Source organism: Ramlibacter sp. bp-362 (assembly GCF_054956735.1).
In genome coordinates, this window is record NZ_JBUDXE010000009.1 from 89,099 (window position 1) to 113,709 (window position 24,611).

Sequence of the window (24,611 nt, forward strand, 5' to 3'; positions counted from 1 at the left end):
CGCTCAGGCGGCGCGCTGCGCCACCGCCGGCAGCTCGCGCTGCTCCACGGACCAGGGCAGGTTGATCACCGTGAGCCGGCTGCCGCCGTGGCGCAGCAGCTGGCGGCGCAGCTGGCTGGCGCGGTGCGTGTGCAGCAGCCGCTGGTACCAGCGCTGCTTCACCAGCTCGGGCACCAGCACCGCGATCGACCGGTCGGGATACTTCAGTTCCAGTTCGCGCGCGAGCCGCAGCACCGGCTCGTGGATCGCGCGGTATTCGGCACGCAGGACCACCAGCCGCGGTTCCGGCAGGCCGTTGTCGCGGGCCGGCGCGGCGACGTTGCGCTCCCAGCGTTCGCGCAGCTTGCGGTCGTAGCCTTCGTCCGCGCCCGGGCCGGCCAGGTCGGCCAGGTGCAGCCCGATGACGTGCGGCGACAGCGACAGCGCGAAGGTCAGCGCCCGGTCCGCCATCTGGTTCCACTCCTCGATGGCGACCAGCACGATCGGCGTCGCGAGGTCGTGCAGGCTGAGCGGCGTCGGGTCGTGGACCTTTCGCTCCAGGTCCACGTAGTAGCGGCGGATCCGGCGCAGCAGCAGGATCACCGCCGGCACCACCAGCACCACGATCCAGGCGCCCGCGGCGAACTTCGCCACCAGGATCACGACGAGCGCGATGCCGGTCGCGACCGCGCCGAAGGCGTTCACCGCCAGGTGCACGCGCAGGCGCCGGCGCTGCGCCTCGTCGTCCTCTTCCTCCAGGGCGACGCGCCAGTGCGCCACCATGCCGGCCTGCGACAGCGTGAAGGTGAGGAAGGCGCCGACCGCGAACAGCGGGATCAGGTGCTCCGTGATCCCGCCGAACACGACCAGCAGCGCGCCGGCCGCGGCGGTGAGGTACAGGATGCCGGCGGAGAACACCAGCCGGCGTCCGGCGACGGCGAAGGGCTTGGGCAGGTAGCCGTCGGCGGCCACCATGCGGCACAGGCGAGGGAAGCCGACGAAGCTGGTGTTGGCCGAGAGGCCCAGGACGCACAGCAGCGAACCGATGGCGACGTAGTAGAGGAAGCCGTCGCCGACCACGGCGCTGGCGAGCTGCGACAGCACGCTGCGGTAGCCGTCCTGCACCTGGTCCATGGCGCCGATGCCGTAGGCCTGGGCGAGATACGCGATGGCCGCCAGCAGCACGGCCAGGATGCCGACGATGCCGGCGAGCGTCCTGTGGCCGTTGGCGACCACGGGTTCGCGGAAGGCGCCCATGCCGTTGCTGACGGCCTCCACGCCCGTCATCGCGGTGCAGCCGCTGGCGAACGCGCGCAGCAGCAGCCACAGGCTGGCGGCCTCGGTGGCGGGACGCAGCGCGGGCGGGGGCACCACCGGTTCGGGAGCGCCGTCGGCCGTGAAGGCGCGCACCAGGCCGATCGCCAGGATCAACCCGAAGCTCGCGATAAAGAGGTAGGTGGGCACGGCGAACACGCGGCCGGCGTCGAGCGTGCCGCGCAGGTTCATCACCGTGACGAAGGCGAGGATCGCGAGGCACAAGGCCAGCGTGTGCGGATGCAGCGCGGGCACCGCCGAGACCAGCGCGCCCACGCCGGCCGAGATCCCCACCGCCACGTTCAGCACGTAGTCCGTCATCAGCGAGGCGGCGGCCAGCAGCCCGGCCCAGGGCCCGAGGTTCTCGCGCGCCACGGTGTAGGCGCCGCCGTTGCTCGGATAGGCGCGGATCGTCTGCCAGTAGGAGGCGAACAGGACAGCCAGCAGCAGCAGGATGGGCGCCATCACCCAGCCGATCCATGACAGGCTGGCCGCGCCGAGCGCCGCCATCACGGCCAGCGCCGCTTCCGGCCCGTACGCCGAGGAACCGAGGCCGTCGAGGCCCATGGCCGGGATCGCCTCCAGCGGCCCGATCTTGCGCGTCTCCGACTCGCGGTTCGCGAGCCGCCGGCCCAGCAGCACCTGTCGCAGGCTGATCATTGCCGGAAGTTCGCATGGCGCGCGGCGCCGCCGCGTAGGAATCCCGCGCAAGCGCGCTCGACCAGCGCGGCCGTGGCCCGGCGGCGCGGCTGACGGCGCAATCCGGGCTGGTCCGGCAAGCCCGGCCGCGGCGCGGCCGAACACTGTGCGGATGGCCCAGGATGCGCAACTGCACCAGAACGCGAGCGAGATCACGCGGCGCAACGTCCGCACCGTGCGGGAGCTGGAGGCGCTCGCGGTCTCCGACCCGAGCTTCGCCGACCGCACGGCGTCCTTCGTGGCGCGCTTCTGCGGGAGCATCCACTTCGTCTGGGTCCATGCCGTGGTGTTCATCGCGTGGTTCGCGATCAACAGCATCCCGGGGCTGCCGCACTGGGACCCGTACCCGTTCACGTTCCTCACGATGTGGGCGTCGATGGAGTCGATCTTCATCGCCTCGTTCATCCTGATCGCGCAGAACTACGCGATGCGCCTGAGCGAGCGCCGCGCGCAGCTGGACCTGCAGGTCAACCTGCTGGCGGAGCAGGAGACCACCAAGACGCTGCAGATGCTGGAGGCCATCGCCCGCCAGGTCGGCGCCCAGTGCGGCCAGGACCCGGAGGTGGCGGCGCTGGCCGAGGCCACGCGGATCGACTCGCTGGCACGCCAGCTCGACGAGACGCAGAAGGAAGAGGAGCAGCGCGAGCGCCCCGGCGGCGCGGGAACGCCCTAGCGGGCCGCGCCGGCGCCGGGCGCGTAGCGGCGCAGGAAGGCGAGCATCTTCTGCTCGTCGTAGTCCTCGCCGGCCTCCAGCTCGCTGGTGGCCTGCGAGGCGAGCAGCTGTCCCGTGGCGTCCAGCACATAAAGATGCGGGTAGCCCCTGGCCTTGGGCCAGCGCGCCAGCACGCGCTCGTTGCGGTTCTGCGGCGACCAGTTCACCTTGAGCCAGACGTAGTGGGCATCGACCGTGCGCTGCACTTCGGGCCGGCCCGCGATGAACCGATCCAGCACGTGGCACCAGGTGCACCACTCGCCGCCCACGTCGACCAGCACGCGCTTGCCCTGCGCGCTGGCCTGCGCGAGCGCTTCCTGCAGGTCGGCCGCGGCGTCGCGCTTCGGGTCGAAGCGCAGGGGCAGGGCGGCCTGCGCGGGCAGCGCCAGGATGGCGAGCAGGGCGAGCAGGGCTCTACGTTCCATGGAGTCCGATTGTGGAACAGCGGCGACCGCGCTGCAGCGGGCAAAGAAAAACCCCGGGAGGCGCGGCCTGCCGGGGTGCGTGTTACCTGGGGTGGCTGATGGGACTCGAACCCACGACAACCAGAATCACAATCTGGGACTCTACCAACTGAGCTACAGCCACCGCGAGCCCGAGATTATAGCCCGGGCGGCGCGGCCGCTCAGGGGTTGACGAGCACCAGCTTGCCGCGGACCGCGCGCGATCCCATGTGCGCGTACGCCGCCGGGAGCTCGGCCATCGCCATCGTGCGGTCGATCACCGGCTTGATCTTGCCCTGCGCGTACCACTGCGCCAGCGCCTGCAGCATCGCCGCGTTCGCCTGCGGCTCGCGCCGCGCGAAGTCGCCCCAGAACACGCCGACGATGGAGGCGCCCTTCAGCAGCGGCAGGTTCAGCGGCAGGCTAGGGATGGGGCCGGCCGCGAAGCCGACCACCAGGTAGCGGCCGCGCCAGGCGATCGAGCGGAACGCGGGCTCGGCGAAGTCGCCGCCCACCGGGTCGTAGATCACCTCGGGGCCCTTGCCGCCCGTGGCCTCCTTCAGCGCGTCGCGGAAGGCGTTGGGCACCTGGTGCTCGCTATAGTTGATGGTCGCGTCGGCGCCGATCGAGCGGCACAGGGCGCACTTCTCCTCGCTGGACGCGGCGGCGATGACGCGCGCGCCGGCCGCCTTGGCGATCTGGATCGCCGCCGTCCCGACGCCGCCGGCCGCGCCGAGCACCAGCACCGTCTCGCCCTGCTTCAACTGCGCGCGATCGAGCAGCGCATGGTGCGAGGTCGCGTAGGTCATGATGAACGCGGCGGCATCGACGAAGGGAAAGCCCGCCGGCAGCGGCAGGCACAGGTGCGCCGGCGCGATCGTGTGCGTGGCGAAGCCGCCGGTGCCCGAGAGGCACGCGACGGGCTGCCCGAGCTTCAGCTGCGTCACGCCTTCGCCCACCGCGGCCACGACGCCCGCGTATTCGGACCCGGGCACGAAGGGCAGCTTCGGCTTGTGCTGGTACTTGTTCTGGACGATCAGCAGGTCGGGGAAGTTCAGGCTCGCGGCCTTGATCTCCACCAGCACCTCGCCCGCCGCGGGCTGGGGCGTGGGCAGCTCCTTCCACTGCAGCGCTTCGACGCCGACGGGGTTTTCGCAAAGCCAGGCATGCATGGACGGACTCCGGGACGGTGAAACGCGCATGATAGGCAAGCCCGCCTTGCGCGCCATGTCCCTGCCGTGACCGCACCTACAATCCTTGCAAGATGAAGATCCTGCTCTCCAACGACGACGGCTACCAGGCGCCGGGCATCGTGGCGCTGTACGAGGCGATCCGCGACCTCGGCGAGGTGGAAGTGGTCGCGCCCGAGCACAACAACAGCGCCAAGTCCAACGCGCTCACGCTGCACGCGCCGCTCTACGTGAACGTCGCGGCCAACGGCTTCCGCTACGTGAACGGCACGCCGGCCGACTGCGTGCACATCGCGCTCACGGGCCTGCTCGGCTACCGGCCCGACCTCGTCGTGAGCGGCATCAACAACGGCGCCAACATGGGCGACGACACGATCTACTCGGGCACCGTGGGCGCCGCGATGGAGGGCTACCTGTTCGGCATTCCCGCGATCGCCTTCTCGCAGACGGAAAAGGGCTGGGCGCACATCGACGCGGCGGCGCGCAAGGCGCGCGAGCTGGTGCAGTTCCTGTCGGAGCGCCACCGCGCCGAGGGCGCGCACTGGCTGCTGAACGTGAACATCCCCAACCGCCCCTACGAGGAGCTGAAGCCCTTCAAGGTCTGCCGCCTCGGGCGGCGGCACGCGGCGGAGAAGGTGATCTCGCAGACCAGCCCGCGCGGCGACATGATGTACTGGATCGGCGGCGCCGGCCCGGCCAAGGACGGCGCCGAAGGCACCGACTTCCACGCGGCGCTGCAAGGCCATCCGACCATCACGCCGCTGAAGGTGGACCTGACCGACCACGACGCGCTGCGCTACTGGGCGCAGGCGGCCGCGCAGTTGCCCACCGGCGAGGGCGCATGAGCCGCCGCCCCGGCTTTCCCGCGCGCCTGCCCGGCGCGCCGGCGCGTCCGCAGCCCGCGCCCGTGCGTGCCGTGGCCGCGCCGCCATCCGGCCTCGGACTCGACTCGCAAGCCGTGCGCGCGCGCATGGTGCAGAAGCTGGCGGCTCAGGGCCTCGCGGACCCGCGCGTGCAGGCCGCCATGCAGGCGGTCGAGCGGCACCGCTTCGTCGACAGCGCGCTGGTCAACCAGGCCTACGAGGACACCAGCCTGCCGATCGGGCTGGGCCAGACGATCTCCAAGCCGAGCGTCGTGGCGCGCATGATCGAGCTGCTGCTGGCCGGGCGCAGCGGCCGCATAGGCCGCGTGCTGGAAGTCGGCACGGGCTGCGGCTACCAGGCCGCCGTGCTGAGCCAGCTCGCCACGGAGGTGTATTCGATCGAGCGCCTGCGCGGCCTGCACGAGCGCGCGCGCGAGAACCTGCGCGCCTTCCGCCTCGCCAACGTGCACCTGCTGTTCGGCGACGGCATGGCCGGTTTCCCCCAGGGTGCGCCGTATGCGGGCATCATTGCCGCAGCGGGCGGAGAGGCCGTGCCTCGCGCCTGGACCGATCAGCTTGCCGAAGGCGGCCGCATCGTCGCGCCCATGGTGATGGCGCAGGGGCGGCAGGCGCTCGTCATCGTCGAGAAGAACGCGGGACGGCTGCAGCAGACGATTCTTGAGAGCGTGCACTTTGTCCCCCTAAAATCAGGCGTCGCATGAGGAATCCAACGAACAACTGGCGCGAACGTGCATGGCCCTGGCTGGGCCTCGCGCTCGCCTGCGCGCTGCTGGCCGGCTGCGCATCGCCGCGCCGCGCGCCCGCGCCGGTGGAAGACCGGCTCGGGGGGCGCAACGGCGCCCTGGTCAACGAGGCGCGCGTCGGCGCGCTGCCCGGCGCCGAGAACGCCGGCAAGCCCGGCTACCACACCGTGCGTCCCGGCGACACGCTGGTGCGCATCGCGCTCGAGTCGGGCCAGAACTGGCGCGACATCGCGCGCTGGAACAACCTGGACAACCCGAACGTGATCGAGGTGGGGCAGGTGCTGCGCGTCGTGCCGCCCACCGGCCCCGTCGTCGCGGCCGCGCCTGCGGCGCCTGCGGCGTCCACCGCGCCCGCGCAGCCGCCCGCCAGCGCGGCGAGCGGCAGCGCGGCTCCCGCGGCGAGCGCACCCGCGACGGCATCCCGTCCCGCGGCCAGCGGCCCGGACGACGAGATCGCCTGGGCGTGGCCCACGAGCGGCGCGCCCGTCCTGCTGGCGAGTTTCGACGAGCAGAAGAACAAGGGCATCGACATCGGCGGCCGCGCGGGCGACCCCGTGTACGCGTCGGCGGACGGCCGCGTCGTGTATGCCGGCGCCGGGCTGCGCGGCTACGGCAACCTGATCATCCTGAAGCACAACAACACCTACCTCACCGCGTATGCGCACAACCAGACGCTGCTGGTGAAGGAAGACCAGAACGTGCGCAAGGGCCAGAAGATCGCCGAGATGGGTTCCACCGACAGCGATCGCGTGAAGCTGCACTTCGAAATCCGCCGGCTGGGCAAGCCGGTCGATCCCACAAGGTACCTGCCACCGAGATAGCCATGAAGCGGCGCAACGGGCACGGAGCTCCACCGCCTGGAGGCGCCGGCCCGGATGCGGACCCCGCCCGCATGGATGAGCCGGAGGTCGCCGCCACCGACCCGGGCGCCGAAATCCCCCTGCGCGAACTGCCGCCGGACCTGTCCGGCGAGAGCACCGACACGCTCACGCTGTACCTGCGCGAGGTGCGCCGCACGGCCCTCTTCACGGCGGAGGAGGAATACGAGACGGCCCTGCGCGCGCGCGCCGGCGACTTCGCGGCGCGCCAGTCCATGATCGAGCACAACCTGCGGCTGGTGGTCAGCATCGCCAAGGGCTACCTCGGGCGGGGCGTGCCGCTGTCGGACCTGATCGAGGAAGGCAACCTGGGCCTGATGCACGCCATCGACAAGTTCGAGCCGGAGCGCGGCTTTCGCTTCTCGACCTACGCGACCTGGTGGATCCGCCAGGCGGTCGAGCGCGCCGTGATGAACCAGGGCCGCGTGATCCGGCTGCCGGTGCACGTCGTGCGCGAACTGCAGCAGGTGCTGCGGGCCCGCCGGACGCTGGAGAACGACCCGGCCTTCGCCGCCGCGCGCAACGGCGACGGCGAGGGCGTGCGGGTCGAGGACGTCGCGGCGCTGCTCGGGCGCGAGGTGCAGGAGGTGGCGCAACTGCTCGCCATGGCCGAGACGCCCAGGTCGCTGGACGCGGTGGTGGACCGCTCCGACGACGAGCACACGCTGGGCGACTTCATGGCCGACGAATTCGCGCTCGACCCCACCGGCGTCACCCACAACCACGAGGTCGAGCGGCTGCTGTCCGGCTGGATCGAGACGCTCACCCACCGCGAGAAGGAAGTGCTGGAAGGCCGCTTCGGCCTGCGCCAGCGCGAGCCGGAAACGCTGGAGGTCCTGAGCGACCGGCTGGGCCTCACCCGCGAGCGGGTGCGCCAGATCCAGAACGAGGCGCTCACCAAGCTGAAGCGGCAGATGGCGCGCAGCGGCGTGGACCGCGACTCGCTCTTCTAGCTTTGCTCCTTCCCCCCTCCGGGGGGAAGGCCGGGATGGGGGGTTCCTGTGACGGCCCACGGCCAGCTCATGAAGGCACTGGTACAGTGCCTCCATGAGCTGGCCCGTCCTGGTTTTTGACATCGAATCCATTCCCGACGTGGCCGGCCTGCGCCTGCTGCGCGACGCCCCGAAGGACGCCACGGACGCCGACGTGTACGCCCAGTGGCTGCAGGAGCGCAAGGACGCCGGCCAGAGCGATTTCATGCCGCTGCACCTGCAGCGGGTGCTGGTGATCAGCTGCGTGTTCCGCAACGCCGAGGGATTGCGCGTGCATTCCTTCGTCGATCGCGACAACGCCAGCGAAGGCCGCGTCATCCAGAACTTCTTCAACGCGCTCGACAAGCACGTGCCGCAGCTCGTGAGCTGGAACGGCGGCGGCTTCGACCTGCCGGTGCTGCACTACCGCGGGCTGCGCCACGGCGTCACGGCGGACCGCTACTGGTGCCTGGGCGAGGGCGGCGCGCCGGACGACCGCGAGTTCAAGTACAACAACTACATCAACCGCTACCACATGCGCCACATGGACCTGATGGACGTGCTGGCGATGTACCAGCCGCGCGCCAACGCGCCGCTGGACGCGATGGCCAAGCTGTGCGGCTTCCCCGGCAAGCTGGGCATGGACGGCTCGCAGGTCTATCCCGCGTTCCTGGACGGCAAGCTGGAGGAGATCCGGCAGTACTGCGAGACGGACGTGATGAACACCTACCTGCTGTACTGCCGCTTCCAGAAGATGCGCTGCGGCTTCACCGAGGCCGAGTACGAGCAGGAGATCGCCTTCGTGAAGCAGTCGCTGGCCGCGCTCGCGCCCGACGAGCCGCACTGGCAGGAGTACCTCGCCGCCTGGCCATGAAGGCGGTGGGGTTCGCTGTAGGGTGGCGGTGAGCGCAGCGAACCCCACCGTACGAGACAATCGGGGCATGACAGACAAGCAGTCCCCCGCCCCCGACCCCGAGGGCTGGCTGGAAATCGAATCGCTCGACATCGAGGCCCAGGGCGTCGCCCGGCGGCCCGACGGCAAGGTGGTGTTCATCGACGGCGCGCTGCCCGGCGAACGGGTCGGCGCCAAGGTGAACCGCCGCAAGAACAACTGGGAACAGGCGACGCTCACGGCAGTCCACCGCGAGTCGGCGCAGCGCGTGCGCCCCCGCTGCCCGCACTTCGGCCTGCACGAGGGCGCGTGCGGCGGCTGCAAGATGCAGCACCTGCACGTGGGTGCGCAGGTGGCGATCAAGCAGCGCGTGCTGGAGGACAACCTGTGGCACCTGGGCAAGGTGAAGCCCGGCACGCTGCTGGCCGCCATCGAGGGGCCGGCCTGGGGCTACCGCTGGCGCGCCCGCTTCTCCGTGCGCCACGTGCGCAAGAAGGAAACGGTGCTGGTCGGCTTCCACGAACGCAAGAGCCGCTACGTCGCCGACATCCGCGAATGCCACGTGGTGCCGAAGCACGTGAGCGACCTGCTGCTGCCCCTGCGGGCGCTGATCGGCTCGATGGACGCGATCGAGACCTGCCCGCAGGTCGAGCTGGCCTGCGGCGACGCCGTCACCGCCCTGGTGCTGCGGCACCTGGAGCCTCTGTCGGCCGGCGACCTCGCGAAGCTGCGCCAGTTCGCGCGCGACCATGCGGACGCGGGCGTGCAATGGTGGCTGCAGCCCAAGGGGCCCGACACGGTGCGCCTGCTCGATGAAGGCGGCCCCGAGCTCGCCTACACGCTGCCCGAGTTCGGCATCACGATGCCCTTCCGGCCGACGGACTTCACGCAGGTCAACCCGCACATCAACCGCGTGCTGGTGGACCGCGCCGTGCGCCTGCTGGACGCGCGGCGCCACGAGCGCGTGATCGACTGGTTCTGCGGCCTCGGCAACTTCACGCTGCCGCTGGCCACCCGCGCCGGCGAGGTGCTGGGCATCGAGGGCAGCGAGGCCCTGGTGGCGCGCTCGCGCGAGAACCTGGCGCGCAACCAGGCGGGCCGGGCCGAGCCGCTGGCGGCCACGCGCTTCGAGGCGCGCAACCTGTTCGAGATGACCCCGCAGCAGCTGGTGGCCGACGGCCACGCCGATCGCTGGCTGGTGGACCCGCCGCGCGAGGGCGCCTTCGCGCTGGCCAAGGCCCTTGCCGACCTGGAGCAGGACCCGTCGCTGCGCCAGGGCTGGACGCCGCCGCGGCGTATCGTCTACGTCAGCTGCAACCCGGCCACGCTGGCCCGCGACGCCGGGCTGCTGGTGCACCAGGCCGGCTACACCTGCAGCGCCGCCGGCGTGGTGAACATGTTCCCGCACACGGCGCACGTGGAGTCGATGGCGGTGTTCGACCGCGCATGAAAAAGGGGCCCCGAGGGCCCCTTGCGGATGGCGCCAGGCGCCGGTCAATCGTCGCCGGACGTCAGGCCCAGCAGCATCAGCAGGCTCTGGAACACGTTGAACAGGTCCAGGTACAGCGCCAGCGTCGCGGTGATGTAGTTGGTCTCGCCGCCATCGATGATCTGCTTCAGGTCGTACAGCATGTACAGGCTGAAGATGCCGATCGCGAGCGTGCTGATCACCAGCATGCCGGCGCTCGAGCCGACGAAGACGTTGATGATGGCGCCCACCATCAGCACCAGCGCGCCGACGAACAGCCACTTGCCCAGGCCGGTCAGGTCGCGCTTGATGAAGGTGGCCAGCGAAGCCATCACGAAGAACACGCCGGCGGTGCCGCCGAAGGCCGTCATCACCAGGCTGGTGCCGTTGCTGAAGCCCAGCACCATCGCGATCAGGCGCGAGAGCATCAGGCCCATGAAGAAGGTGAACGCGAGCAGCACGCCCACGCCGGCCGCGGAATCCTTGGTCTTCTGGATCGCGTACATGAAGCCGAAGGCGCCGCCCAGGAAGACGATCAGCCCCAGGCCGCCGCCCAGGCTGCGGGTGATGCCCGTGGCCACGCCCACCCAGGCACCGAGCACGGTGGGGATCAGGCTGAGGGCCAGCAGCCAATAGGTGTTGCGCAGGACGCGGTTGCGCTGTTCCAGGGCAGTGGTGCCGCCCATGCCATAGGAAGGGAAGGTCTGGATCGGGTCGCTCATTGGCAGGTCTCCTGTCTGGTCGGCCGTTGGATGAGCCCATTCTAGGCCGGTTCCCGGACGGCCCCGAAAACCGCGCCGGGCGAGCCGCTATGCTCGGCGCATGAAGAACCAATTTGCGCTCGAACTCGCCGATGTCAAGGCCATCGCCGCCGCCGCCGAAGCGGAGGCCCTCGCCAACAAGTGGGCCGTCGCCATCGCCATCGTCGACGCGGGCGGGCACCTCCTGTGGCTGCAGCGGCTGGATGGCGCCGCGCCGGTGTCGGCCCACATCGCTCCCGCCAAGGCGCGCACCGCGGCGCTGGGGCGGCGCGAGAGCCGCCTGTACGAGGAGATGATCAACGGCGGGCGCGTCAGCTTCCTGAGCGCCCCCGGGCTGGAAGGCGTGCTGGAGGGCGGCGTGCCCATCCTGAAGGACGGCGAGTGCCTGGGCGCGGTGGGCGTCAGCGGCGTGAAGTCGAACGAGGACGCGCAGGTCGCGCGCGCCGGCATCGCGGCGCTGGGGCTGTAGCGGGCGGGATCCCCGCCTGAACGCGCGTCATTTCGTGAGGATCAGCTTGCCCAGGCGCGTGGCCTGCAGGCGGTAGACCTCGCCGTTATGCGCGATCTCCACCAAGCGCCGGCCGCGCAGCAGGTCCTCGCTGGACAGGGGCGGCTGGCGCGGATCGGTCCGCGCGGCCGCATCGGACCGCTGCGGCGACGGGTCCTGCCGCCCGGGCAGGCGCTCGTTCATGGCGACTTCGGCTCCGTGACGAAGCCGACCTTGCGCAGGCCCGCGCGCTGGGCCGCCGCGAGCGCCTGCGCGACGCGCTCGTAGCGCGCGTCCTTGTCGCCGCGCAGGTGCAGCTCCGGCTGCGGATCGCGCGCGGCGGCGGCTTCCAGCCGCGGCTGCAGGTCGGCGTCGGCCAGCGGCTGCCCGTCCCAGAGGTAGCGGCCCTGCGCGTCGACCGCGAGGCGGATCGTCTGCGGCTTCACGTCCTCCGGCGTGCTGGTCGCCTGGGGCAGGGCGATGTTCACCGAGTGCTGCATCACCGGCACGGTGATGATGAAGATGATCAGCAGCACCAGCATGACGTCCACCATGGGCGTCACGTTGATCTCGTTCATCACCTCGTCGGTGTCGTCCTGGGTGCCGAAGGACATGGTCAGGCGCCCTTCTTCATGGCGATGACCTTGCTGCCGTTGCTGTCGCCGACGCGGGCGCCGGTGACGAAGTAGGCATGCAGGTCGTGGGCGAAGCGGTTGAGCTTGTTCAGCACGCCCTTGTTGCCGCGCACGATGGCGTTGTAGCCCAGCACCGCGGGAATCGCGACGGCCAGGCCCAGGGCCGTCATCACCAGCGCCTCGCCGATCGGGCCCGCGACCTTGTCGATGGTGGCCTGGCCGGTGCCGCTGATCGTGAGCAGCGCGTGGTAGATGCCCCAGACCGTGCCGAACAGCCCGACGAAGGGGGCGGTGGATCCCACCGAGGCGAGGATCGCCAGGCCGGACTGCAGGCGCGCGGTGGAGTCGTCGATGGAGTTGCGCAGGGCCCGGGTGAGCCACTCGCTCGTGCCCAGCGTGTCGTGCAGCTGCGGCTGCGCGTTCAGGTGCGCCGCCGCCTCGCGGCCTTCCAGCGCCAGGGTGCGGAAGGGGCTGCCGGCGTCGGGGCCCAGCTTGCTCAGCCCGTCCGCGAAGTCGGCGGAATGCCAGAAGCTCTCGATGCGCCGCGCCTGCGCCAGGTAGCGCCGCAGGTCCAGCGCCTTCACCAGGATCACCGTCCAGGAGGCGAGCGACATGACCAGCAGCAGCAGGGCCACCAGGCGCATCACGATGTCGCCCTGGCTCCAGAGGTGGATCAATCCGAATTCGTTGTCGTTCATCGCGTTTCTTCGCTTCTTCTTTCAGTCTTTCTTGATTTCCCACTTGATGGGCACGTTGACCCACATGGCTTCGGGCACGCCGCCGCGCTTGCCCGGCACGTACTGCCAGGCGAGGGCGGTGGAGCGGGCCGCCTCGTCGAGCCGGTCGTAGCCGCTCGACTTGGCGACCTGCGCCTTCTGCGCGCGGCCGTCGGTGCCGATGAACACGCGCACGATCGTGGTCCCTTCCTCGCCGAGACGGAAGCTCATGCGGGGGTAGGCGGGCGGCGGATTGCGCAGGTAGTCCGCGCTGGTGGTGGGCAGCTCCACCTTCGCGACCGGCGCCGGGGCCGGCGCAGCGACGGGAGCGGGAGCCGGGGCGGGCGCGGGCGCCGCCAGCGGGGGGGCGGGCGGCTGCGGCTCGGCCACCACGGGGGGAGCGGGAAGGCTAGGCGCCGGTTCGGGGACCGGCGCGGGGCGCGGCGCGCGCGCCGGGGCCGGCCGGATCTTGCGGACGACCGGCTTGGGCGGCGGGGGCGCCGGCCTGGGCGGGGGTTGCACTTCCGGCGGCGGAGGCGGCGGCTGCGGCACCGGCGGTGCCTGGACCTGCGGCGGCGTCACGATCTCGCTCAGCAGCTCCACCGGGACGAAGACCTCGGGCGGGCGATGGAGCAGGCCGGCCTGCAGCGCCCACAGAGCGGCGCCGTGCAGGAGCACGACGACGCCGGCGACGGCGGCATGACGGGGAAACTGCGGCGCGGGGCCGGGGCTGGGCAGCGAAAGATTCATGGGCGCGAGGGACGGCCTCAGCGGCCCCTGCAGGCCCACCAGGCTGCCGCGAGGGCGAGGATCAGGCCGCCGCCAAGGGCGAGTTCGGCCATGCGCGGCCCTCCGGGATGGCGGTCGCCAGCGGGGCCGGCGCCGTGTCGCGGTGCAGGGCAGCCACGGGATGCGAGCCGCAGCACTGCGCGACCACGTCGCGCGCGCAGCCCTCGCACTGGCCGCACTGGGTGGCCACGCCCAGCTCGAACTGGATCTCGTCGAAGCTCATGCCGGCCCGGGCGTGGCGGGCGATTTCGCGGTCGGAAATGCGGTGGCAGACACAGACGATCATGGCTTGCGGCGGAGGCGGTACGACAGGATGGGGTGCAGTATAAATGCGAATCCTTCGCATTTGCAATGCCTTTTTGCGCGCAGGGTTGAGAAAGGTCAATCGCTCAGGGCAGCAGCAGGTCGCGGCCGATCTCGCCGACGCCGGCGAGCCCGCACTGGGCCATGGCCAGCTGCAGCTCGTCGCGCAGCAGGCGCAGCACGTGGGCGGCACCGGCCGCGCCGGCGGAGGCCAGGCCCCACAGGACCGGCCGGCCGACCAGGACGGCCCGGGCGCCGAGCGCCAGCGCCTTGAGCACGTCGGTGCCGCGCTCGATGCCGCCATCGACCAGCAGCGGCAGGGCCCCGCCCGCGGCATCCGCGATCGCCGGCAGGGCTTCGGCCGTCGCCGCGGCCCCGTCGAGGACGCGCCCGCCGTGGTTCGACACGACCAGCCCGTCCACGCCCTGGCGCAGCGCCTCGCGGGCATCGGCCAGGTGCAGCACGCCCTTGAGCAGCAGCGGCAGCCGGGTCTGGCTGCGCAGCCAGGCGACGTCGTCCCAGGACGCGGAGCGGGCGAGCAGGTCTTCGAGCGCATGGCCTGCGGAACCCTGGGCCGCCGCGGGGAGGTTGACCGGCACGATGTCCGGTGGCAGTTGCAATCCGCGCGCGGCGCGCACGCCGGCATCCACGGTCAGCACCAGCGCCTGGCAGCCGGCGGCTTCGGCGCGCCGCACCAGCGCGAGCGTCGCCCCGCGATCCGCCAGCCAGTACAGCTGGAACCACAGGGGCCCGCGCTGTCCGGCGGGCCCGAAGGCCGAGGCCACGGACTCGATCGTCATGCTGGCCTGGCTGCCCAGCACCAGTCCCGCACCCTGCGCCGAGGCGGCGAGCGCCATCGCGGCCTCGCCGTCGGGATGGGCGAGGCGCTGCAAGGCCATGGGCGCGACCAGCAGGGGCCAGGGCAGCGCCTGGCCGAACAGGCTCGTGGTGAGGTCGACGCCACGCGCGCCGCGCAGCACGCGCGGCAACAGGGCGATCCGCTCCCACGCCGCGCGATTGCGCCGCGCCGTGACGCCCTCGCCGGCCTGCGCCGAGAAGTACTCCCAGGCGGGGTCGGGCAGGGCGGCGCGCGCGTGGGCTGCGTAGTCGGACGCGCAGGCGATGCCGGCGGGCAGCGGCTGCAGCGCCGGCTTCATGGCGTGGCCCACATGCGCAGGAGGTTGTGGTACGTCCCGGTGAGCTGCACCAGCGATGGATCCTCCGGCCGGCGCCGCCGCAGGTCCAGCAAGGCCATGTCCATGTCGAAGAGCAGCTGGCGCTGCTCGCCGCTGCGCACCATGCTCTCCACCCAGAAGAAGCTGGCCAGGCGGGCGCCGCGCGTCACCGGCGTCACCTCGTGCAAGGTGCTGGCGGGATACAGCAGCAGGTCGCCCGCGGGCAGCTTGAAGCGGCGCTCGCCCTGGGGCTCGCGGATCGCCAGCTCGCCGCCGTCGTAGTCGCCGGGATCGCTGAGGAACAGCGTGCACGACACGTCCGTGCGCACCCATTGCGCCGGATGGCGCGAGTGCAGGATCGCGCCGTCCACGTGCGGACCGTAGTGGTTGCTGCCGCCGCGGTAGCGGTTGAACATGGGATTGAAGATCCGGCGCGGCAGCGCCGCCGAGAAGAACAGCGGGTCGCGCTGCACGGCCGCCAGCACCAGGGCGCGCAGCTGCTCCGCGGGGGCGCTGTCCTGCGCCAGCTGCTCGTTGTTCTTCTGGCGCACCGCCTCGGCGCCGGCGCTGCCGCGCCCGTCGACCCAGGGGGCGTCTTCTCCCAGCAGCGCGCGCGCCGTGGCGAGTTCCGCGGGTCCCAGGATCCTCTTCAGGTGCAGCAGCATGGCGCGATCAGAACATGGCCTTCATCGTGAGCTCCACCCGGCGCGGCGCGCCGGGACCATAGAAGCCGCGGTAGAGCGTATCCGCATAGACCTTGTCGGCGAGGTTGGTCACGTTGAGGCGGGCGGACCAGGTGTCGTTGATCGTGTATTCGGCCATGGCGTCGATGGTCGCGAAGCCGGGAGCGGTGACGTGCCGCGCGCCTTCCGGATTCTGCTCGCTGCGGTAGTTGATCCCGCCGCCCACGCGCAGCCGGGGCAGCACGCGGTAGGCGGTCCAGAGGCTGCCGCTGTGCCGCGGCGTCAGGCCGGGGCGGTCGCCCTGCACCTGGGCGCCGGTGCCGTCCGGGCGGAGGACCTGGTTGCTCTCGTCGATCTTCGCCTCCGGGATCCACGTGTGGTTGAAGAAGACTTCCCACTTCGGCGTGATGCGTCCGGCGAGGTTCAGCTCCATGCCGGCCGCATGGCGCTTGCCCGACAGCAGCTCCTGGGTCGCGGCGGTGTCGGGATCGGTGTTGCGCTCGTTGTACTTCTCGCTGTAGAAGAGCGCGGCGCCGAACAGGACGCGGTGGTCCGCGAGGTCCCACTTGCCGCCGATTTCCAGGTTGCGGCTCTTCTCCGCCGGCGTGTTGGCCGCGCGTGCATCGGCCGGCGGCCGCGGCGTGAACTGGTAGGTGTCGCCGGAGGTGTTGTACGAGGTGCCGAAGGACGCGTAGTACGAAGCGGTGTCGCCGGGCTGGTAGATGACGCCCACGCGCGGCGACCACAGGTTCTCGGTGCGCGCGCTGGTCTCCACGCCGTCGGGCGTGCGGTACGAGGCGGTGAAGTGGTCGAAGCGCACGCCGCCCAGCAGCTTCACCGTGGGCGTGATGCCCACCGTGTCCTGCGCGTAGAGGCCGATGTCCGAGGCGTCGAAGCGCGTGAAGGGCGGCGCGCCGCGCGTGTCGGGCACCGAGGCGCCGTCGTTCGGCGTGCCCACGGTGGTGGACGGCGAAGGGGCCAGGCCGTCGGTGAAGCGGTTGGCGCGCCGCGCCTTCTCCTGGTACAGGTCCACGCCGGCGAGCACCTGGTGCGCGAGCCCGCCCCAGCCGAAGTTGCCCGAATAGTCGCTCGCCAGCTGCGTGAGGTCGCTCACGCCCACGCGCCCCTTGGGCGAGCGGGTGAGTTCGGTGGCGTCGTTCACCTCGCGGCGCGTGATGTCGCGGTTCTCGAAGTGGATCGCGCTGGCCAGCAGGTCGCGCTCGTAGCGGCCGTGGCGCAGCTGCGTCCTGAGCTCGCCGTCGTGGTCGAAGCGGTGCAGGTGGCTGATCGTCGCGTAGCTGGCGCGCGTGTCGAGGTGGTCGCTTGCCAGGCCGTAGTAGTTGCGCGCCGGCAGCACCGCGCGCAGCTTGCCGTCCTCGAGGACCCAGGGGTGGTCGTAGAGCGGGCGGCCGCGGATGTCCAGGTGGAACAGGCCGACGGAGAACTCGTCGCGCGTGCCGATGCCCCAGCGAAAGGTCGGAGCGATGCCGTACTTGCGCTGGCTGGCGCCCCGGTTGTCCGCGTCGTGGGCCATGAGGTTCAGGCGCAGCGCGGCATCCTGGCCCGTGTGGAAATTGAAGTCGCCGGTGAGCCGGTGCGAGTCGCCGGTGCCCAGGGTGTAGTCCACCTCGTGCTGCGTCATCACGAAGGGCTGCTTGCTCACCTGGTTGACCACGCCGCCCGTGGAGCCCTTGCCGAACAGCATGGAGGCCGATCCCTTCAGCACCTCGACGCGGTCGTCGTTGAAGGTGTCGCGCTCGTACAGCGCGCCGTCGCGCAGGCCGTCGCGGTACAGGTCGCCGGCCTGCTGCAGCGAGAAGCCGCGCAGGCGCACGTCCTCCTCGCCGGTCTCGCCGGCCTGGAAGGTGATGCCGGCCGTGGTGCGCAGCACCTCGCGCAGGTCGTCGAGGTTGCGGTCGTCCATCAGGTGCTCGGTCTGGACCGTGACGGATTGCGGGATGTCGCGCAGCTGCTGCCTGCCCTTGCCGATGCTGGTGGTGGTCGCCCGCAGGGTGTTCTTGCCCTGCGGGCCTTCGGCCTGCTCGCGGACGATCACCGTCGAGAGCGTCGGCGCGGCGGGTTGCGGGGTGGACTGCGCGAGCGCGCCGGCGGACGCGGCGAGCATCAGGGCGCCCAGCGGGAGCAGGGCAGGGTCGTGCGAGGGGCGGTGTTGCGCCAAGGTGGCCTCCAGGCTGGCCCGCGGGTGCGGGCGGTGAGTCGGAGGGCTGGCTGGCGCGGCGTGCGGTGGCTGGCCCGGATGGGTTCGGGCCGGATTCTAATGCTGAATGCGAATCTTTCTCAACTGGACTCGCCTTCGCCCACCTGCGACTGCAGGTAGTTCTGCAGGCCCAGCTTGTTGACGAGGTCGATCTGGGTCTCGAGCCAGTCGATGTGTTCCTCGGTGTCCTCGAGGATGCGCTCGAGGATCTCGCGCGAGACGTAGTCGCGCACGCTCTCGCAATGGGCGATGCCGGCCTTGACGGCGGCCTGGGCGCCGCGCTCGCTCTGCAGGTCGCAGTCGAGGATCTCGGGCACGTCCTCGCCGACCAGCAGCTTGCCGAGGTCCTGCAGGTTGGGCAGGGCGTCGAGCATGAGGATCCGCTCCATCAGCCGGTCGGCGTGCTTCATCTCGCCGATGGACTCCTCGTACTCCTTCTTCGCGAGCCGGTCGAATCCCCAGTGCTTGAGGATGCGGTAGTGCAGGAAGTACTGGTTGGTCGCCGTCAGCTCGTTCTTCAGCTGCGCCTGGAGGTGCTGGATGACTTGCGGATCGCCTTGCATGGTGGGGTGCTCCCGTTGGTGTTATGCGGCGATTGTGGCCCAAGACTCCCTCTCCCGCGAGAGCGGGAGAGGGCCGGGGTGAGGGCGGTCCCTAGTTGCGGATCAGGTGGTCGAACGCCCCCAGCGCCGCCTTCGCGCCATCGCCCGCGGCGATGACGATCTGTTTGAACGGCACCGTGGTGCAGTCACCCGCCGCGAACACGCCCGGGATCGAGGTCTGGCCGCGCGCATCCACGACGATCTCGCCGTGCTTCGACAGCTCCAGCGTGCCCTTGAGCCATTCGGTGTTGGGCACCAGGCCGATCTGCACGAAGACGCCTTCCAGGTCGACGCGCTTCTCCTCGCCGCTCGCGCGGTCCTTGTACGTCAGGCCGTCCACCTTGTCGGTGCCGGTGATGGCGGTGGTCTGCGCGTTGAGGATCACGTCCACGTTGGGCAGCGTGCGCAGCTTCGCCTGCAGCACCTCGTCGGCGCGCAGCTTCGTGTCGAACTCCACCAGCGTCACGTGCGCCACGATGCCCGCGAGGTCGATCGCCGCCTCCACGCCGGAGTTGCCGCCGCCGATCACGGCGACGCGCTTGCCCTTGTAGAGGGGACCGTCGCAGTGCGGGCAGTAGGCGACGCCCTTGTTCTTCAGCTCCTGCTCGCCCGGCACGTTGATGTTGCGCCAGCGCGCGCCGGTCGTGAGGATCACGCTCTTCGCCTTCAGCGTGGCGCCGCTTTCCAGCTCCACCTCGACGAGGTCGCCCGGCTTCAGCGCCTTGGCGCGCTGCAGGTTCATGATCTCCACGTCGTAGTGGCGCACGTGCTCCTCCAGGGCCAGCGCGAACTTCGGGCCCTCGGTCTCCTTCACCGAGATGAAGTTCTCGATGCCCAGCGTGTCCAGCACCTGGCCGCCGAAGCGCTCGGAGGCGATGCCCGTGCGGATGCCCTTGCGCGCCGCGTACACCGCGGCCGCCGCGCCCGCCGGGCCGCCGCCGACGATCAGCACGTCGAAGGGGTCCTTGGCCGAGAGCTTCTGCGCTTCCCGCTCGGCGCCGGCCGTGTCGATCTTGGCGACGATCTCCTCCAGGCTCATGCGGCCCGAGCCGAAGAACGTGCCGTTCAGGAACACCGTGGGCACGCCCATGATCTGGCGCTCGTCGATCTCCTTCTGGAACAGGCCGCCTTCGATCATCGTCGCCTTGATGCGCGGGTTCTGCACCGCCATCAGGTTCAGCGCCTGCACGACGTCCGGGCAGTTGTGGCAGGTGAGCGAGACGTAGACCTCGAAGTCGAAGTCGCCGTCCAGCGCGCGGATCTGCTCCAGCAGCGCCTGTTCCACCTTGGGCGGGTAGCCGCCCACCTGCAGCAGTGCCAGCACGAGCGAGGTGAACTCGTGGCCCATGGGCAGGCCGGCGAAGCGCGGGCCATCGCTGTGGCCGGGCTTGTTGATCTGGAACGAGGGCGTGCGGTGCGGGCCGCCGCGCGTCTCGGTGACGCTCACGCGCGGCGACGCCTCGGCGATGTCCTTCAGCAGCGCCTGCATTTCCCCCGACGCCGGCGTGTCGTCGAGCGAGGCGACGATCTCCACCGGCTGCGTCATGCGCTCGAGGTAGGCGGCGAGCTGGGCTTTCATGTTGGCGTCGAGCATGGGACTCCTTGGTTCGGGTTCGGCAAAAGAAAAGGGGGCACCGCGGGGCCGGCAGGGCCGGGCCGCTGGTGCACCCCTTGGCGGGGAGGCGGGCGCCAGGGCCCGCTTCGGCTGGGCCGCTTAGATCTTGCCCACCAGGTCCAGAGAGGGCTTCAGCGTCTCGGCGCCTTCGCTCCACTTGGCCGGGCAGACCTCGCCCGGGTGCGCGGCGATGTACTGGGCGGCCTTCAGGCGGCGCAGCGTCTCCTTGGCGTCGCGGCCGATGCCGTTGTCGTGCACCTCGATGGTCTTGATGCGGCCGTTCGGGTCGATGATGAAGGTGCCGCGCAGGGCCAGGCCGGTGTCCTCGCCCTCGGTGATCAGGACCTGGAAGAAGCGGGCCAGCTGGTGGCTCGGGTCGCCGATCAGGGGGTACTGCACCTTCTTGATCGTGTCGGACGTGTCGTGCCAGGCCTTGTGCGTGAAGTGGGTGTCGGTGGACACGCCGTACACCTCGGCGCCCAGCTTCTTGAACTCGGCGTAGTTGTCGGCGAGGTCGCCCAGCTCGGTCGGGCAGACGAAGGTGAAGTCGGCCGGGTAGAACACGACCACGGACCACTTGCCCTTGAAATTCTGCTCGGTCACCGGCACGAACTTGCCGTTGTGGTAGGCGGTGGCGGAGAAGGCGGGGATTTCGGTGTTGATCAGGGACATTGGATTCCTCTATACGTTAATACGCATCAATTGATCGCGTCTATGAATCATAAGGCCAAAGGGGGTCACTCCCAATTGAAAGCGGGCATGGGCGTGTTAGGTGTCGGCTATGGGCGCGCGCGCCGTGCGCGCGCGTGAAGCCGAGGCTGCGCCGCCGCGCTAGGGCGCGCCGGCGTCCAGCGCCCGCAGGACGGCGAGGAACTCGTCCAGCCCGAAGGGCTTGCGCAGGAAGGCGTCGTACTGCGGCGCGTAGGCCTTCAGTGCCGCCTCCGGCGCCCCGCTGATCAGCAGCACGGGCAGCGAGGGGAAGCGCCCGGTGTCGCGCACGGCCTGCACCAGCTCGGCGCCGTTCATGCCGGGCATCATGAAGTCCACGACCAGCAGGTCCGGCGCCGCCTCCTCGAGCCGGGCGAGCGCCTGGCGGCCATCGGCCGCGAGCGTGACGTCGTAGCCCTCGCCGGCGAGCACGAGCGCCAGCACTTCCGCGCTGGACAGCTCGTCGTCGACCAGGAGGACGCGTCGCCCGCTCATCGCATTGCGCGGCTCAGCCGGCCGCGGGCCCGGCGGGCTCCGCGAGTCGCAGGCCCGAGGGCGTCAGCACCAGCTCGCGCCGGCGCAGGTCGCAGCGGCTCACCCGCGACTTGCGGATGGTGGCGAAGCGCTGCAAGGCGCCATCGTTGTGCAGGGCGAGCTCGATGAGCGCGTCCGCGGAGGCCGAGAGGGTGGGGGTGTCCATGGCGCGCTGGCCGCGGGCGTCGCCCTCCTCGACGGTGACCACCGTGGTGGCGCCGGTCCGCCGCAGCTCGTCGAGCAGCGCCGCCACGAAGGGGCCGCCGCGCTCGGCATACCCCGGGGCGGCGAGGAAGCCGCCGACGCCATCGATCACGACCCGCGCGGCCCGCATGCGCTCGACCTCCTCCAGGAGGAGGGCCGCGGTGCCGTCGAGCATGTTCTCGCCGAAGGGCAGGCCGAGGAAGCGCACGTGCCCGGCCTCCACCTTCTCGCGCAGCGGGACGCCCAGCAGGTCGCCCATGCGCACCAGCAGTTCGGGCGATTCGTAGAAGCCGAGGAAGAGCGCCTTCTCGCCCGCGCTCGCGCGGGCCGCGAAGTGCACGCCCAGGCTGGTCTTGCCGCTGCCCGAAGGGCCCGAGAGCGCTGTCACGCCGCCGCGGGGGTAGCCGCCGATGGCGAACATGGCGTCCAGGCTGTCGACGCCGCTGGAGACGCCGACCGGCTGGACGGCGTCGCCCACCGGCGTGCGCTTCAGCGCCTCCAGGCGCGGGTGGATGGTGATGCCGTCGGCCCCGATCCGGAACGCGTGGTTGCCGCGCAGCGTGCTGCTGCCGCGGAACTTCACCACCTCGATGTTCCGCTCCCGCCGCGGCCCGTAGGCCCGCTCGCGCAGCAGCAGGATGCCGTCCACCATGGTGTGCTCGGCCGAGACCGGCCGGTCGGGGTGCTCGCTCGCCAGCAGCAGGGTGGTGCAGCCGGTCAGCGTGGAATGGGCCTGGATCTCGCTGATGAACAGCTTGAGCGCCTCGTCCGAGCCCGCGCTGCTGTCGGCCATCACCAGGCCGTCCAGGACGACGAGGCTGGCGCGCCGGGACCGCATCTCGGCGCGCAGCAGGTCCACCACGCCCTTGAGGCCGGCGGCGCGCAGCGCGTTGAAGGCGCTCACGTAGTACACCTGCCGCGGCAGCGCGTCGGCGCGGAAGAAGGAGAACGCCTCCATGTGCTGCAGCAGCCGCGCGTGCGATTCGGCCAGCATGGTGACGTACACCACGTGCCCGCCGGCGGCGGCGTGCCCGTACACGATCTGGTTGGCGAGGATGGTCTTGCCGGCGCCCGGCACGCCCTGGAGGATGTAGCAGCCCGACTGCAGCAGGCCGCCGCCGGTGATCTCGTCCAGGCCGGGAACGCCGCTCGCGATGCGCGCCAGCGGCGGGGGAAGCGATGGGGTGTCCGTCATGGCTGTGGGTCCGGATGCGGTTCGGCCAGGGCGCGCAGCGGCAGCGTGACGCGAAACAGCGCGCCGCCGCCGGGGCGCCCGGCGACGGCAATGGTGCCACGGTGGACCGCGACCATGCGGCCCACGATCCACAGCCCCAGGCCGAAGCCGGCGGCGTCGCGGGCGACCACCCGCTCGAATTTCTCGAAGATCTTGGCGCGGTGCGCCTCGTCGATGCCGGGGCCGCGATCCGACACCTCGAACACGGCCGCATCCGGTCCTTCCGCGCGGGCGTGCACCAGCACGGGCGTGCCCTGGCCATACTTGATGGCATTGCTCACCAGGTTGGCGAGGATCTGCTCGATCATGTGCGCGTCCCACCAGCCGCAGGGATCGCCCCGCACATCGTCCTCGAGGTGGGCGCCGTGGAAGCTGGCCTCGTCGCGGTAGTCCCCGACGACGCAGCGCACCACCTCGGCGGCCCGGACGAGCGAAGGCTGCGGATGCAGCACGCCGGCGTGGACCCGGCTGAGGTCGAGCAGCGTGACGGCCCGGCGCACGTAGCGGTCGACGCTGCGCCGCGCGCGCTGCAGTTCCTCCTGCAGCTGGGCGTGCCCGCTGCGCTCGGCGAGGCGTTCCAGCGCGGCCATGCGCAGGCCGAGCGCGTGCAGCGGCGAGCGCAGCTCGTGCGCGGCCACGGCCAGGAAGTCGTCACGGGCGCGCAAGGCCTGTTCGACTTGCTCGAGGCGAACGAGCAAATCGTTCCGGTCGTGGTTCAAAGAAGGAGCCGCGCCCAGCGCGGTGGAGGAGGGAAGCGACCGAGCATACCCGAGCGTGCGTTTCGCGCAAGCTCGCGGATGAACTTGCGGATCGCGCCCTTCAGTACTCCAGCCGCTCGGGCCGGATCTCCTGCAGGATCGTCGTGGCGATCTCCTCGATCGACTTCGTCGTCGTGGAGAGCCAGCGGATGCCCTCGCGCCGCATCATGGCCTCGGCCTCGGCCACTTCGTTGCGGCAGTTCTCCAGAGCCGCATAGCGCGAGTTGGGCCGCCGCTCGTTGCGGATCTCGCTCAGCCGTTCGGGCTGGATGGTCAGGCCGAAGATCTTCTTGCGGTAGGCCGCCAGGGGCGGCGGCAGCTGCCGGCGCTCGAAGTCCTCCGGGATCAGCGGATAGTTGGCCGCCTTCAGGCCGTGCTGCATGGCCAGGTACAGCGAGGTGGGCGTCTTGCCGCTGCGGCTGACGCCGACCAGGATCACGTCGGCCTGCTCCAGGTCGCGGTTGGACTGGCCGTCGTCGTGGGCCAGGCTGTAGTTGATCGCCTCGATGCGGTCGTGGTACTCCTTGCTCTTGCTCACGTCCGAGAAGCGGCCCACGCGGTGGCTGGACTTCATGCCGACCTCGATCTCCAGCGGGCGCACGAAGGTGCCGAACATGTCCAGCACCATGGCCTTGCAGCCTTCCTCGATGACCTGGAGCACCTCGACATTGACGAGCGTCGTGAAGACGATGGGCCGCCGGCCCTCCGCCTCGGCCGTGTGGTTCACCTGCCGCACCACCTGGTGGGCCTTGTCGACGGTGTCGATGAAGGGCAGGCGGACGTGGCGGGGCTTGAATTCGAACTGCGCCAGGATGGCGTTGCCGAAGGTCTCCGCGGTGATCCCGGTGCCGTCGGAGACGAAGAAGACGGTGCGCGTGTGCATGGTCGGGACCTACAATCCCGCCATTATCCGAATTCCCGAGCCGATGACCCGCCGCAGCCCATTCGAACAAGCACAAAGCCCGGCGGCGGGCCCTCGCGCCATGCGCCTGCGCGCAGACCGATTTTCAACTTCC

Annotated in this window: 27 protein-coding genes and 1 tRNA gene; 8 read left to right on the plus strand and 20 right to left on the minus strand. The window is 70.9% G+C overall.

Annotation, left to right across the window (positions count from 1 at the left end; genetic code table 11):
* Nucleotides 1-3: 3 nt before the first annotated feature.
* The gene (locus ACY0MJ_RS14520; RefSeq protein ID WP_462639190.1) at nt 4-1,953 is read right to left on the minus strand and encodes an APC family permease; all 1,950 of its coding nucleotides are present in this window, start codon (nt 1,951-1,953) and stop codon (nt 4-6) included.
* Nucleotides 1,954-2,104: 151 nt separating this feature from the next.
* Here ACY0MJ_RS14520 and ACY0MJ_RS14525 point away from each other — a divergent pair, with 151 nt between their 5' ends.
* A complete protein-coding gene (locus tag ACY0MJ_RS14525; protein WP_462639191.1) occupies nt 2,105-2,665 on the plus strand; it encodes a DUF1003 domain-containing protein in 561 nt (186 codons plus the stop codon).
* Here the strand turns inward: ACY0MJ_RS14525 and ACY0MJ_RS14530 are convergent.
* The 3 genes from ACY0MJ_RS14530 to ACY0MJ_RS14540 form a co-directional block, all read right to left on the minus strand.
* Entirely contained in the window at nt 2,662-3,129 is a 468-nt protein-coding gene (locus ACY0MJ_RS14530) for a thioredoxin family protein (RefSeq protein ID WP_462639192.1), read from the minus strand. The genes ACY0MJ_RS14525 and ACY0MJ_RS14530 overlap by 4 nt on opposite strands.
* An 87-nt stretch (nt 3,130-3,216) precedes the next feature.
* Nucleotides 3,217-3,292, minus strand: a tRNA-His gene (locus ACY0MJ_RS14535).
* A gap of 37 nt (nt 3,293-3,329) precedes the next feature.
* The gene (locus tag ACY0MJ_RS14540) at nt 3,330-4,319 is read right to left on the minus strand and encodes an NADPH:quinone oxidoreductase family protein (RefSeq protein WP_462639193.1); all 990 of its coding nucleotides are present in this window, start codon (nt 4,317-4,319) and stop codon (nt 3,330-3,332) included.
* Between the two features lie 92 nt (nt 4,320-4,411).
* On the opposite strand from ACY0MJ_RS14540, the gene surE reads away from it, so the two are divergent.
* The 6 genes from surE to rlmD all read left to right on the plus strand — a co-directional run bounded on the left by surE (nt 4,412) and on the right by rlmD (nt 10,155).
* Nucleotides 4,412-5,182: a 5'/3'-nucleotidase SurE gene (gene surE, locus ACY0MJ_RS14545; RefSeq protein ID WP_462639194.1), complete on the plus strand. Its 771-nt coding sequence runs from the start codon at nt 4,412-4,414 to the stop codon at nt 5,180-5,182.
* Complete coding sequence (locus ACY0MJ_RS14550; protein ID WP_462639195.1) at nt 5,179-5,922, plus strand: protein-L-isoaspartate(D-aspartate) O-methyltransferase; 744 nt, start codon at nt 5,179-5,181, stop codon at nt 5,920-5,922. The genes surE and ACY0MJ_RS14550 overlap by 4 nt, the downstream gene beginning before the upstream one ends.
* On the plus strand, nt 5,919-6,785 hold the full coding sequence (locus tag ACY0MJ_RS14555; protein ID WP_462639196.1) for a peptidoglycan DD-metalloendopeptidase family protein: 867 nt from the start codon (nt 5,919-5,921) through the stop codon (nt 6,783-6,785). The genes ACY0MJ_RS14550 and ACY0MJ_RS14555 overlap by 4 nt, the downstream gene beginning before the upstream one ends.
* Before the next feature lie 71 nt (nt 6,786-6,856).
* A complete protein-coding gene (gene rpoS, locus ACY0MJ_RS14560) occupies nt 6,857-7,795 on the plus strand; it encodes an RNA polymerase sigma factor RpoS (RefSeq protein WP_462639197.1) in 939 nt (312 codons plus the stop codon).
* A gap of 94 nt (nt 7,796-7,889) precedes the next feature.
* Complete coding sequence (locus tag ACY0MJ_RS14565; RefSeq protein ID WP_462639198.1) at nt 7,890-8,687, plus strand: 3'-5' exonuclease; 798 nt, start codon at nt 7,890-7,892, stop codon at nt 8,685-8,687.
* A gap of 67 nt (nt 8,688-8,754) precedes the next feature.
* Entirely contained in the window at nt 8,755-10,155 is a 1,401-nt protein-coding gene (gene rlmD, locus ACY0MJ_RS14570; RefSeq protein WP_462639199.1) for a 23S rRNA (uracil(1939)-C(5))-methyltransferase RlmD, read from the plus strand.
* Between the two features lie 44 nt (nt 10,156-10,199).
* Here the strand turns inward: rlmD and ACY0MJ_RS14575 are convergent, their stop codons facing one another.
* Nucleotides 10,200-10,859, minus strand: a complete 660-nt coding sequence (locus tag ACY0MJ_RS14575) for a Bax inhibitor-1 family protein (protein WP_462639318.1) — start codon at nt 10,857-10,859, stop codon at nt 10,200-10,202.
* A 136-nt stretch (nt 10,860-10,995) separates the two neighbouring features.
* On the opposite strand from ACY0MJ_RS14575, the gene ACY0MJ_RS14580 reads away from it, so the two are divergent.
* Nucleotides 10,996-11,403, plus strand: coding sequence for a GlcG/HbpS family heme-binding protein (locus ACY0MJ_RS14580; protein ID WP_462639200.1), 408 nt, complete (start codon nt 10,996-10,998; stop codon nt 11,401-11,403).
* A gap of 27 nt (nt 11,404-11,430) precedes the next feature.
* On the opposite strand, the gene hemP is transcribed toward ACY0MJ_RS14580, so the two are convergent.
* The 15 genes from hemP to ppsR all read right to left on the minus strand — a co-directional run bounded on the left by hemP (nt 11,431) and on the right by ppsR (nt 24,478).
* Entirely contained in the window at nt 11,431-11,625 is a 195-nt protein-coding gene (gene hemP / locus ACY0MJ_RS14585; RefSeq protein ID WP_462639202.1) for a hemin uptake protein HemP, read from the minus strand.
* Complete coding sequence (locus ACY0MJ_RS14590) at nt 11,622-12,035, minus strand: ExbD/TolR family protein (RefSeq protein ID WP_462639204.1); 414 nt, start codon at nt 12,033-12,035, stop codon at nt 11,622-11,624. Before ACY0MJ_RS14590 ends, hemP begins: the two co-directional genes overlap by 4 nt.
* Nucleotides 12,036-12,037: 2 nt before the next feature.
* On the minus strand, nt 12,038-12,754 hold the full coding sequence (locus tag ACY0MJ_RS14595; RefSeq protein WP_462639205.1) for a MotA/TolQ/ExbB proton channel family protein: 717 nt from the start codon (nt 12,752-12,754) through the stop codon (nt 12,038-12,040).
* Between the two features lie 21 nt (nt 12,755-12,775).
* Nucleotides 12,776-13,522 carry an energy transducer TonB gene (locus ACY0MJ_RS14600; RefSeq protein ID WP_462639206.1) on the minus strand — a complete coding sequence of 249 codons (747 nt, stop codon included), beginning with the start codon at nt 13,520-13,522 and terminating at the stop codon, nt 12,776-12,778.
* Between the two features lie 61 nt (nt 13,523-13,583).
* Nucleotides 13,584-13,847 (minus strand): (2Fe-2S)-binding protein, encoded by a 264-nt coding sequence (locus tag ACY0MJ_RS14605; protein WP_462639207.1) that lies wholly within the window; start codon nt 13,845-13,847, stop codon nt 13,584-13,586.
* 103 nt (nt 13,848-13,950) lie between these two features.
* A complete protein-coding gene (locus tag ACY0MJ_RS14610) occupies nt 13,951-15,021 on the minus strand; it encodes an alpha-hydroxy acid oxidase (RefSeq protein WP_462639208.1) in 1,071 nt (356 codons plus the stop codon).
* Nucleotides 15,018-15,704, minus strand: a complete 687-nt coding sequence (locus tag ACY0MJ_RS14615) for a Fe2+-dependent dioxygenase (protein ID WP_462639209.1) — start codon at nt 15,702-15,704, stop codon at nt 15,018-15,020. Before ACY0MJ_RS14615 ends, ACY0MJ_RS14610 begins: the two co-directional genes overlap by 4 nt.
* Nucleotides 15,705-15,711: 7 nt before the next feature.
* Nucleotides 15,712-17,847, minus strand: a complete 2,136-nt coding sequence (locus ACY0MJ_RS14620; RefSeq protein WP_462639319.1) for a TonB-dependent receptor — start codon at nt 17,845-17,847, stop codon at nt 15,712-15,714.
* 173 nt (nt 17,848-18,020) lie between these two features.
* A complete protein-coding gene (gene bfr / locus ACY0MJ_RS14625) occupies nt 18,021-18,503 on the minus strand; it encodes a bacterioferritin (protein WP_462639210.1) in 483 nt (160 codons plus the stop codon).
* A gap of 91 nt (nt 18,504-18,594) precedes the next feature.
* Nucleotides 18,595-20,136 carry an alkyl hydroperoxide reductase subunit F gene (gene ahpF, locus ACY0MJ_RS14630; RefSeq protein WP_462639211.1) on the minus strand — a complete coding sequence of 514 codons (1,542 nt, stop codon included), beginning with the start codon at nt 20,134-20,136 and terminating at the stop codon, nt 18,595-18,597.
* A 120-nt stretch (nt 20,137-20,256) separates the two neighbouring features.
* Nucleotides 20,257-20,829 (minus strand): alkyl hydroperoxide reductase subunit C, encoded by a 573-nt coding sequence (gene ahpC, locus ACY0MJ_RS14635; RefSeq protein ID WP_462639212.1) that lies wholly within the window; start codon nt 20,827-20,829, stop codon nt 20,257-20,259.
* Nucleotides 20,830-20,988: 159 nt separating this feature from the next.
* Nucleotides 20,989-21,360, minus strand: coding sequence for a response regulator (locus ACY0MJ_RS14640; RefSeq protein WP_462639213.1), 372 nt, complete (start codon nt 21,358-21,360; stop codon nt 20,989-20,991).
* A gap of 13 nt (nt 21,361-21,373) precedes the next feature.
* Nucleotides 21,374-22,798 carry an ATPase domain-containing protein gene (locus tag ACY0MJ_RS14645; RefSeq protein ID WP_462639214.1) on the minus strand — a complete coding sequence of 475 codons (1,425 nt, stop codon included), beginning with the start codon at nt 22,796-22,798 and terminating at the stop codon, nt 21,374-21,376.
* Nucleotides 22,795-23,502 (minus strand): sensor histidine kinase, encoded by a 708-nt coding sequence (locus ACY0MJ_RS14650; RefSeq protein WP_462639215.1) that lies wholly within the window; start codon nt 23,500-23,502, stop codon nt 22,795-22,797. The genes ACY0MJ_RS14645 and ACY0MJ_RS14650 overlap by 4 nt, the downstream gene beginning before the upstream one ends.
* A gap of 154 nt (nt 23,503-23,656) precedes the next feature.
* The gene (gene ppsR, locus ACY0MJ_RS14655) at nt 23,657-24,478 is read right to left on the minus strand and encodes a posphoenolpyruvate synthetase regulatory kinase/phosphorylase PpsR (protein WP_462639216.1); all 822 of its coding nucleotides are present in this window, start codon (nt 24,476-24,478) and stop codon (nt 23,657-23,659) included.
* Nucleotides 24,479-24,611: the final 133 nt, after the last annotated feature.

Excerpts from the sequence above, each read along its gene's own strand:
- ACY0MJ_RS14575 (WP_462639318.1), bottom strand. The coding sequence starts at position 10,859 with ATGGGCGGCACCACTGCCCTGGAACAGCGCAACCGCGTCCTGCGCAAC.
- rpoS (WP_462639197.1), top strand. The coding sequence starts at position 6,857 with ATGGATGAGCCGGAGGTCGCCGCCACCGACCCGGGCGCCGAAATCCCC.
- bfr (WP_462639210.1), bottom strand. The coding sequence starts at position 18,503 with ATGCAAGGCGATCCGCAAGTCATCCAGCACCTCCAGGCGCAGCTGAAG.
- ACY0MJ_RS14605 (WP_462639207.1), bottom strand. The coding sequence starts at position 13,847 with ATGATCGTCTGTGTCTGCCACCGCATTTCCGACCGCGAAATCGCCCGC.
- ACY0MJ_RS14580 (WP_462639200.1), top strand. The coding sequence starts at position 10,996 with ATGAAGAACCAATTTGCGCTCGAACTCGCCGATGTCAAGGCCATCGCC.
- ACY0MJ_RS14540 (WP_462639193.1), bottom strand. The coding sequence starts at position 4,319 with ATGCATGCCTGGCTTTGCGAAAACCCCGTCGGCGTCGAAGCGCTGCAG.
- ppsR (WP_462639216.1), bottom strand. The coding sequence starts at position 24,478 with ATGCACACGCGCACCGTCTTCTTCGTCTCCGACGGCACCGGGATCACC.
- ACY0MJ_RS14615 (WP_462639209.1), bottom strand. The coding sequence starts at position 15,704 with ATGCTGCTGCACCTGAAGAGGATCCTGGGACCCGCGGAACTCGCCACG.
- ACY0MJ_RS14645 (WP_462639214.1), bottom strand. The coding sequence starts at position 22,798 with ATGACGGACACCCCATCGCTTCCCCCGCCGCTGGCGCGCATCGCGAGC.
- ACY0MJ_RS14620 (WP_462639319.1), bottom strand. The coding sequence starts at position 17,847 with ATGCTCGCCGCGTCCGCCGGCGCGCTCGCGCAGTCCACCCCGCAACCC.
- ahpC (WP_462639212.1), bottom strand. The coding sequence starts at position 20,829 with ATGTCCCTGATCAACACCGAAATCCCCGCCTTCTCCGCCACCGCCTAC.
- rlmD (WP_462639199.1), top strand. The coding sequence starts at position 8,755 with ATGACAGACAAGCAGTCCCCCGCCCCCGACCCCGAGGGCTGGCTGGAA.
- ACY0MJ_RS14610 (WP_462639208.1), bottom strand. The coding sequence starts at position 15,021 with ATGAAGCCGGCGCTGCAGCCGCTGCCCGCCGGCATCGCCTGCGCGTCC.
- ACY0MJ_RS14595 (WP_462639205.1), bottom strand. The coding sequence starts at position 12,754 with ATGAACGACAACGAATTCGGATTGATCCACCTCTGGAGCCAGGGCGAC.
- ACY0MJ_RS14550 (WP_462639195.1), top strand. The coding sequence starts at position 5,179 with ATGAGCCGCCGCCCCGGCTTTCCCGCGCGCCTGCCCGGCGCGCCGGCG.
- ACY0MJ_RS14565 (WP_462639198.1), top strand. The coding sequence starts at position 7,890 with ATGAGCTGGCCCGTCCTGGTTTTTGACATCGAATCCATTCCCGACGTG.
- ACY0MJ_RS14530 (WP_462639192.1), bottom strand. The coding sequence starts at position 3,129 with ATGGAACGTAGAGCCCTGCTCGCCCTGCTCGCCATCCTGGCGCTGCCC.
- ACY0MJ_RS14520 (WP_462639190.1), bottom strand. The coding sequence starts at position 1,953 with ATGATCAGCCTGCGACAGGTGCTGCTGGGCCGGCGGCTCGCGAACCGC.
- ACY0MJ_RS14555 (WP_462639196.1), top strand. The coding sequence starts at position 5,919 with ATGAGGAATCCAACGAACAACTGGCGCGAACGTGCATGGCCCTGGCTG.
- hemP (WP_462639202.1), bottom strand. The coding sequence starts at position 11,625 with ATGAACGAGCGCCTGCCCGGGCGGCAGGACCCGTCGCCGCAGCGGTCC.
- ACY0MJ_RS14640 (WP_462639213.1), bottom strand. The coding sequence starts at position 21,360 with ATGAGCGGGCGACGCGTCCTCCTGGTCGACGACGAGCTGTCCAGCGCG.
- ahpF (WP_462639211.1), bottom strand. The coding sequence starts at position 20,136 with ATGCTCGACGCCAACATGAAAGCCCAGCTCGCCGCCTACCTCGAGCGC.
- ACY0MJ_RS14600 (WP_462639206.1), bottom strand. The coding sequence starts at position 13,522 with ATGAATCTTTCGCTGCCCAGCCCCGGCCCCGCGCCGCAGTTTCCCCGT.
- ACY0MJ_RS14590 (WP_462639204.1), bottom strand. The coding sequence starts at position 12,035 with ATGTCCTTCGGCACCCAGGACGACACCGACGAGGTGATGAACGAGATC.
- ACY0MJ_RS14525 (WP_462639191.1), top strand. The coding sequence starts at position 2,105 with ATGGCCCAGGATGCGCAACTGCACCAGAACGCGAGCGAGATCACGCGG.
- surE (WP_462639194.1), top strand. The coding sequence starts at position 4,412 with ATGAAGATCCTGCTCTCCAACGACGACGGCTACCAGGCGCCGGGCATC.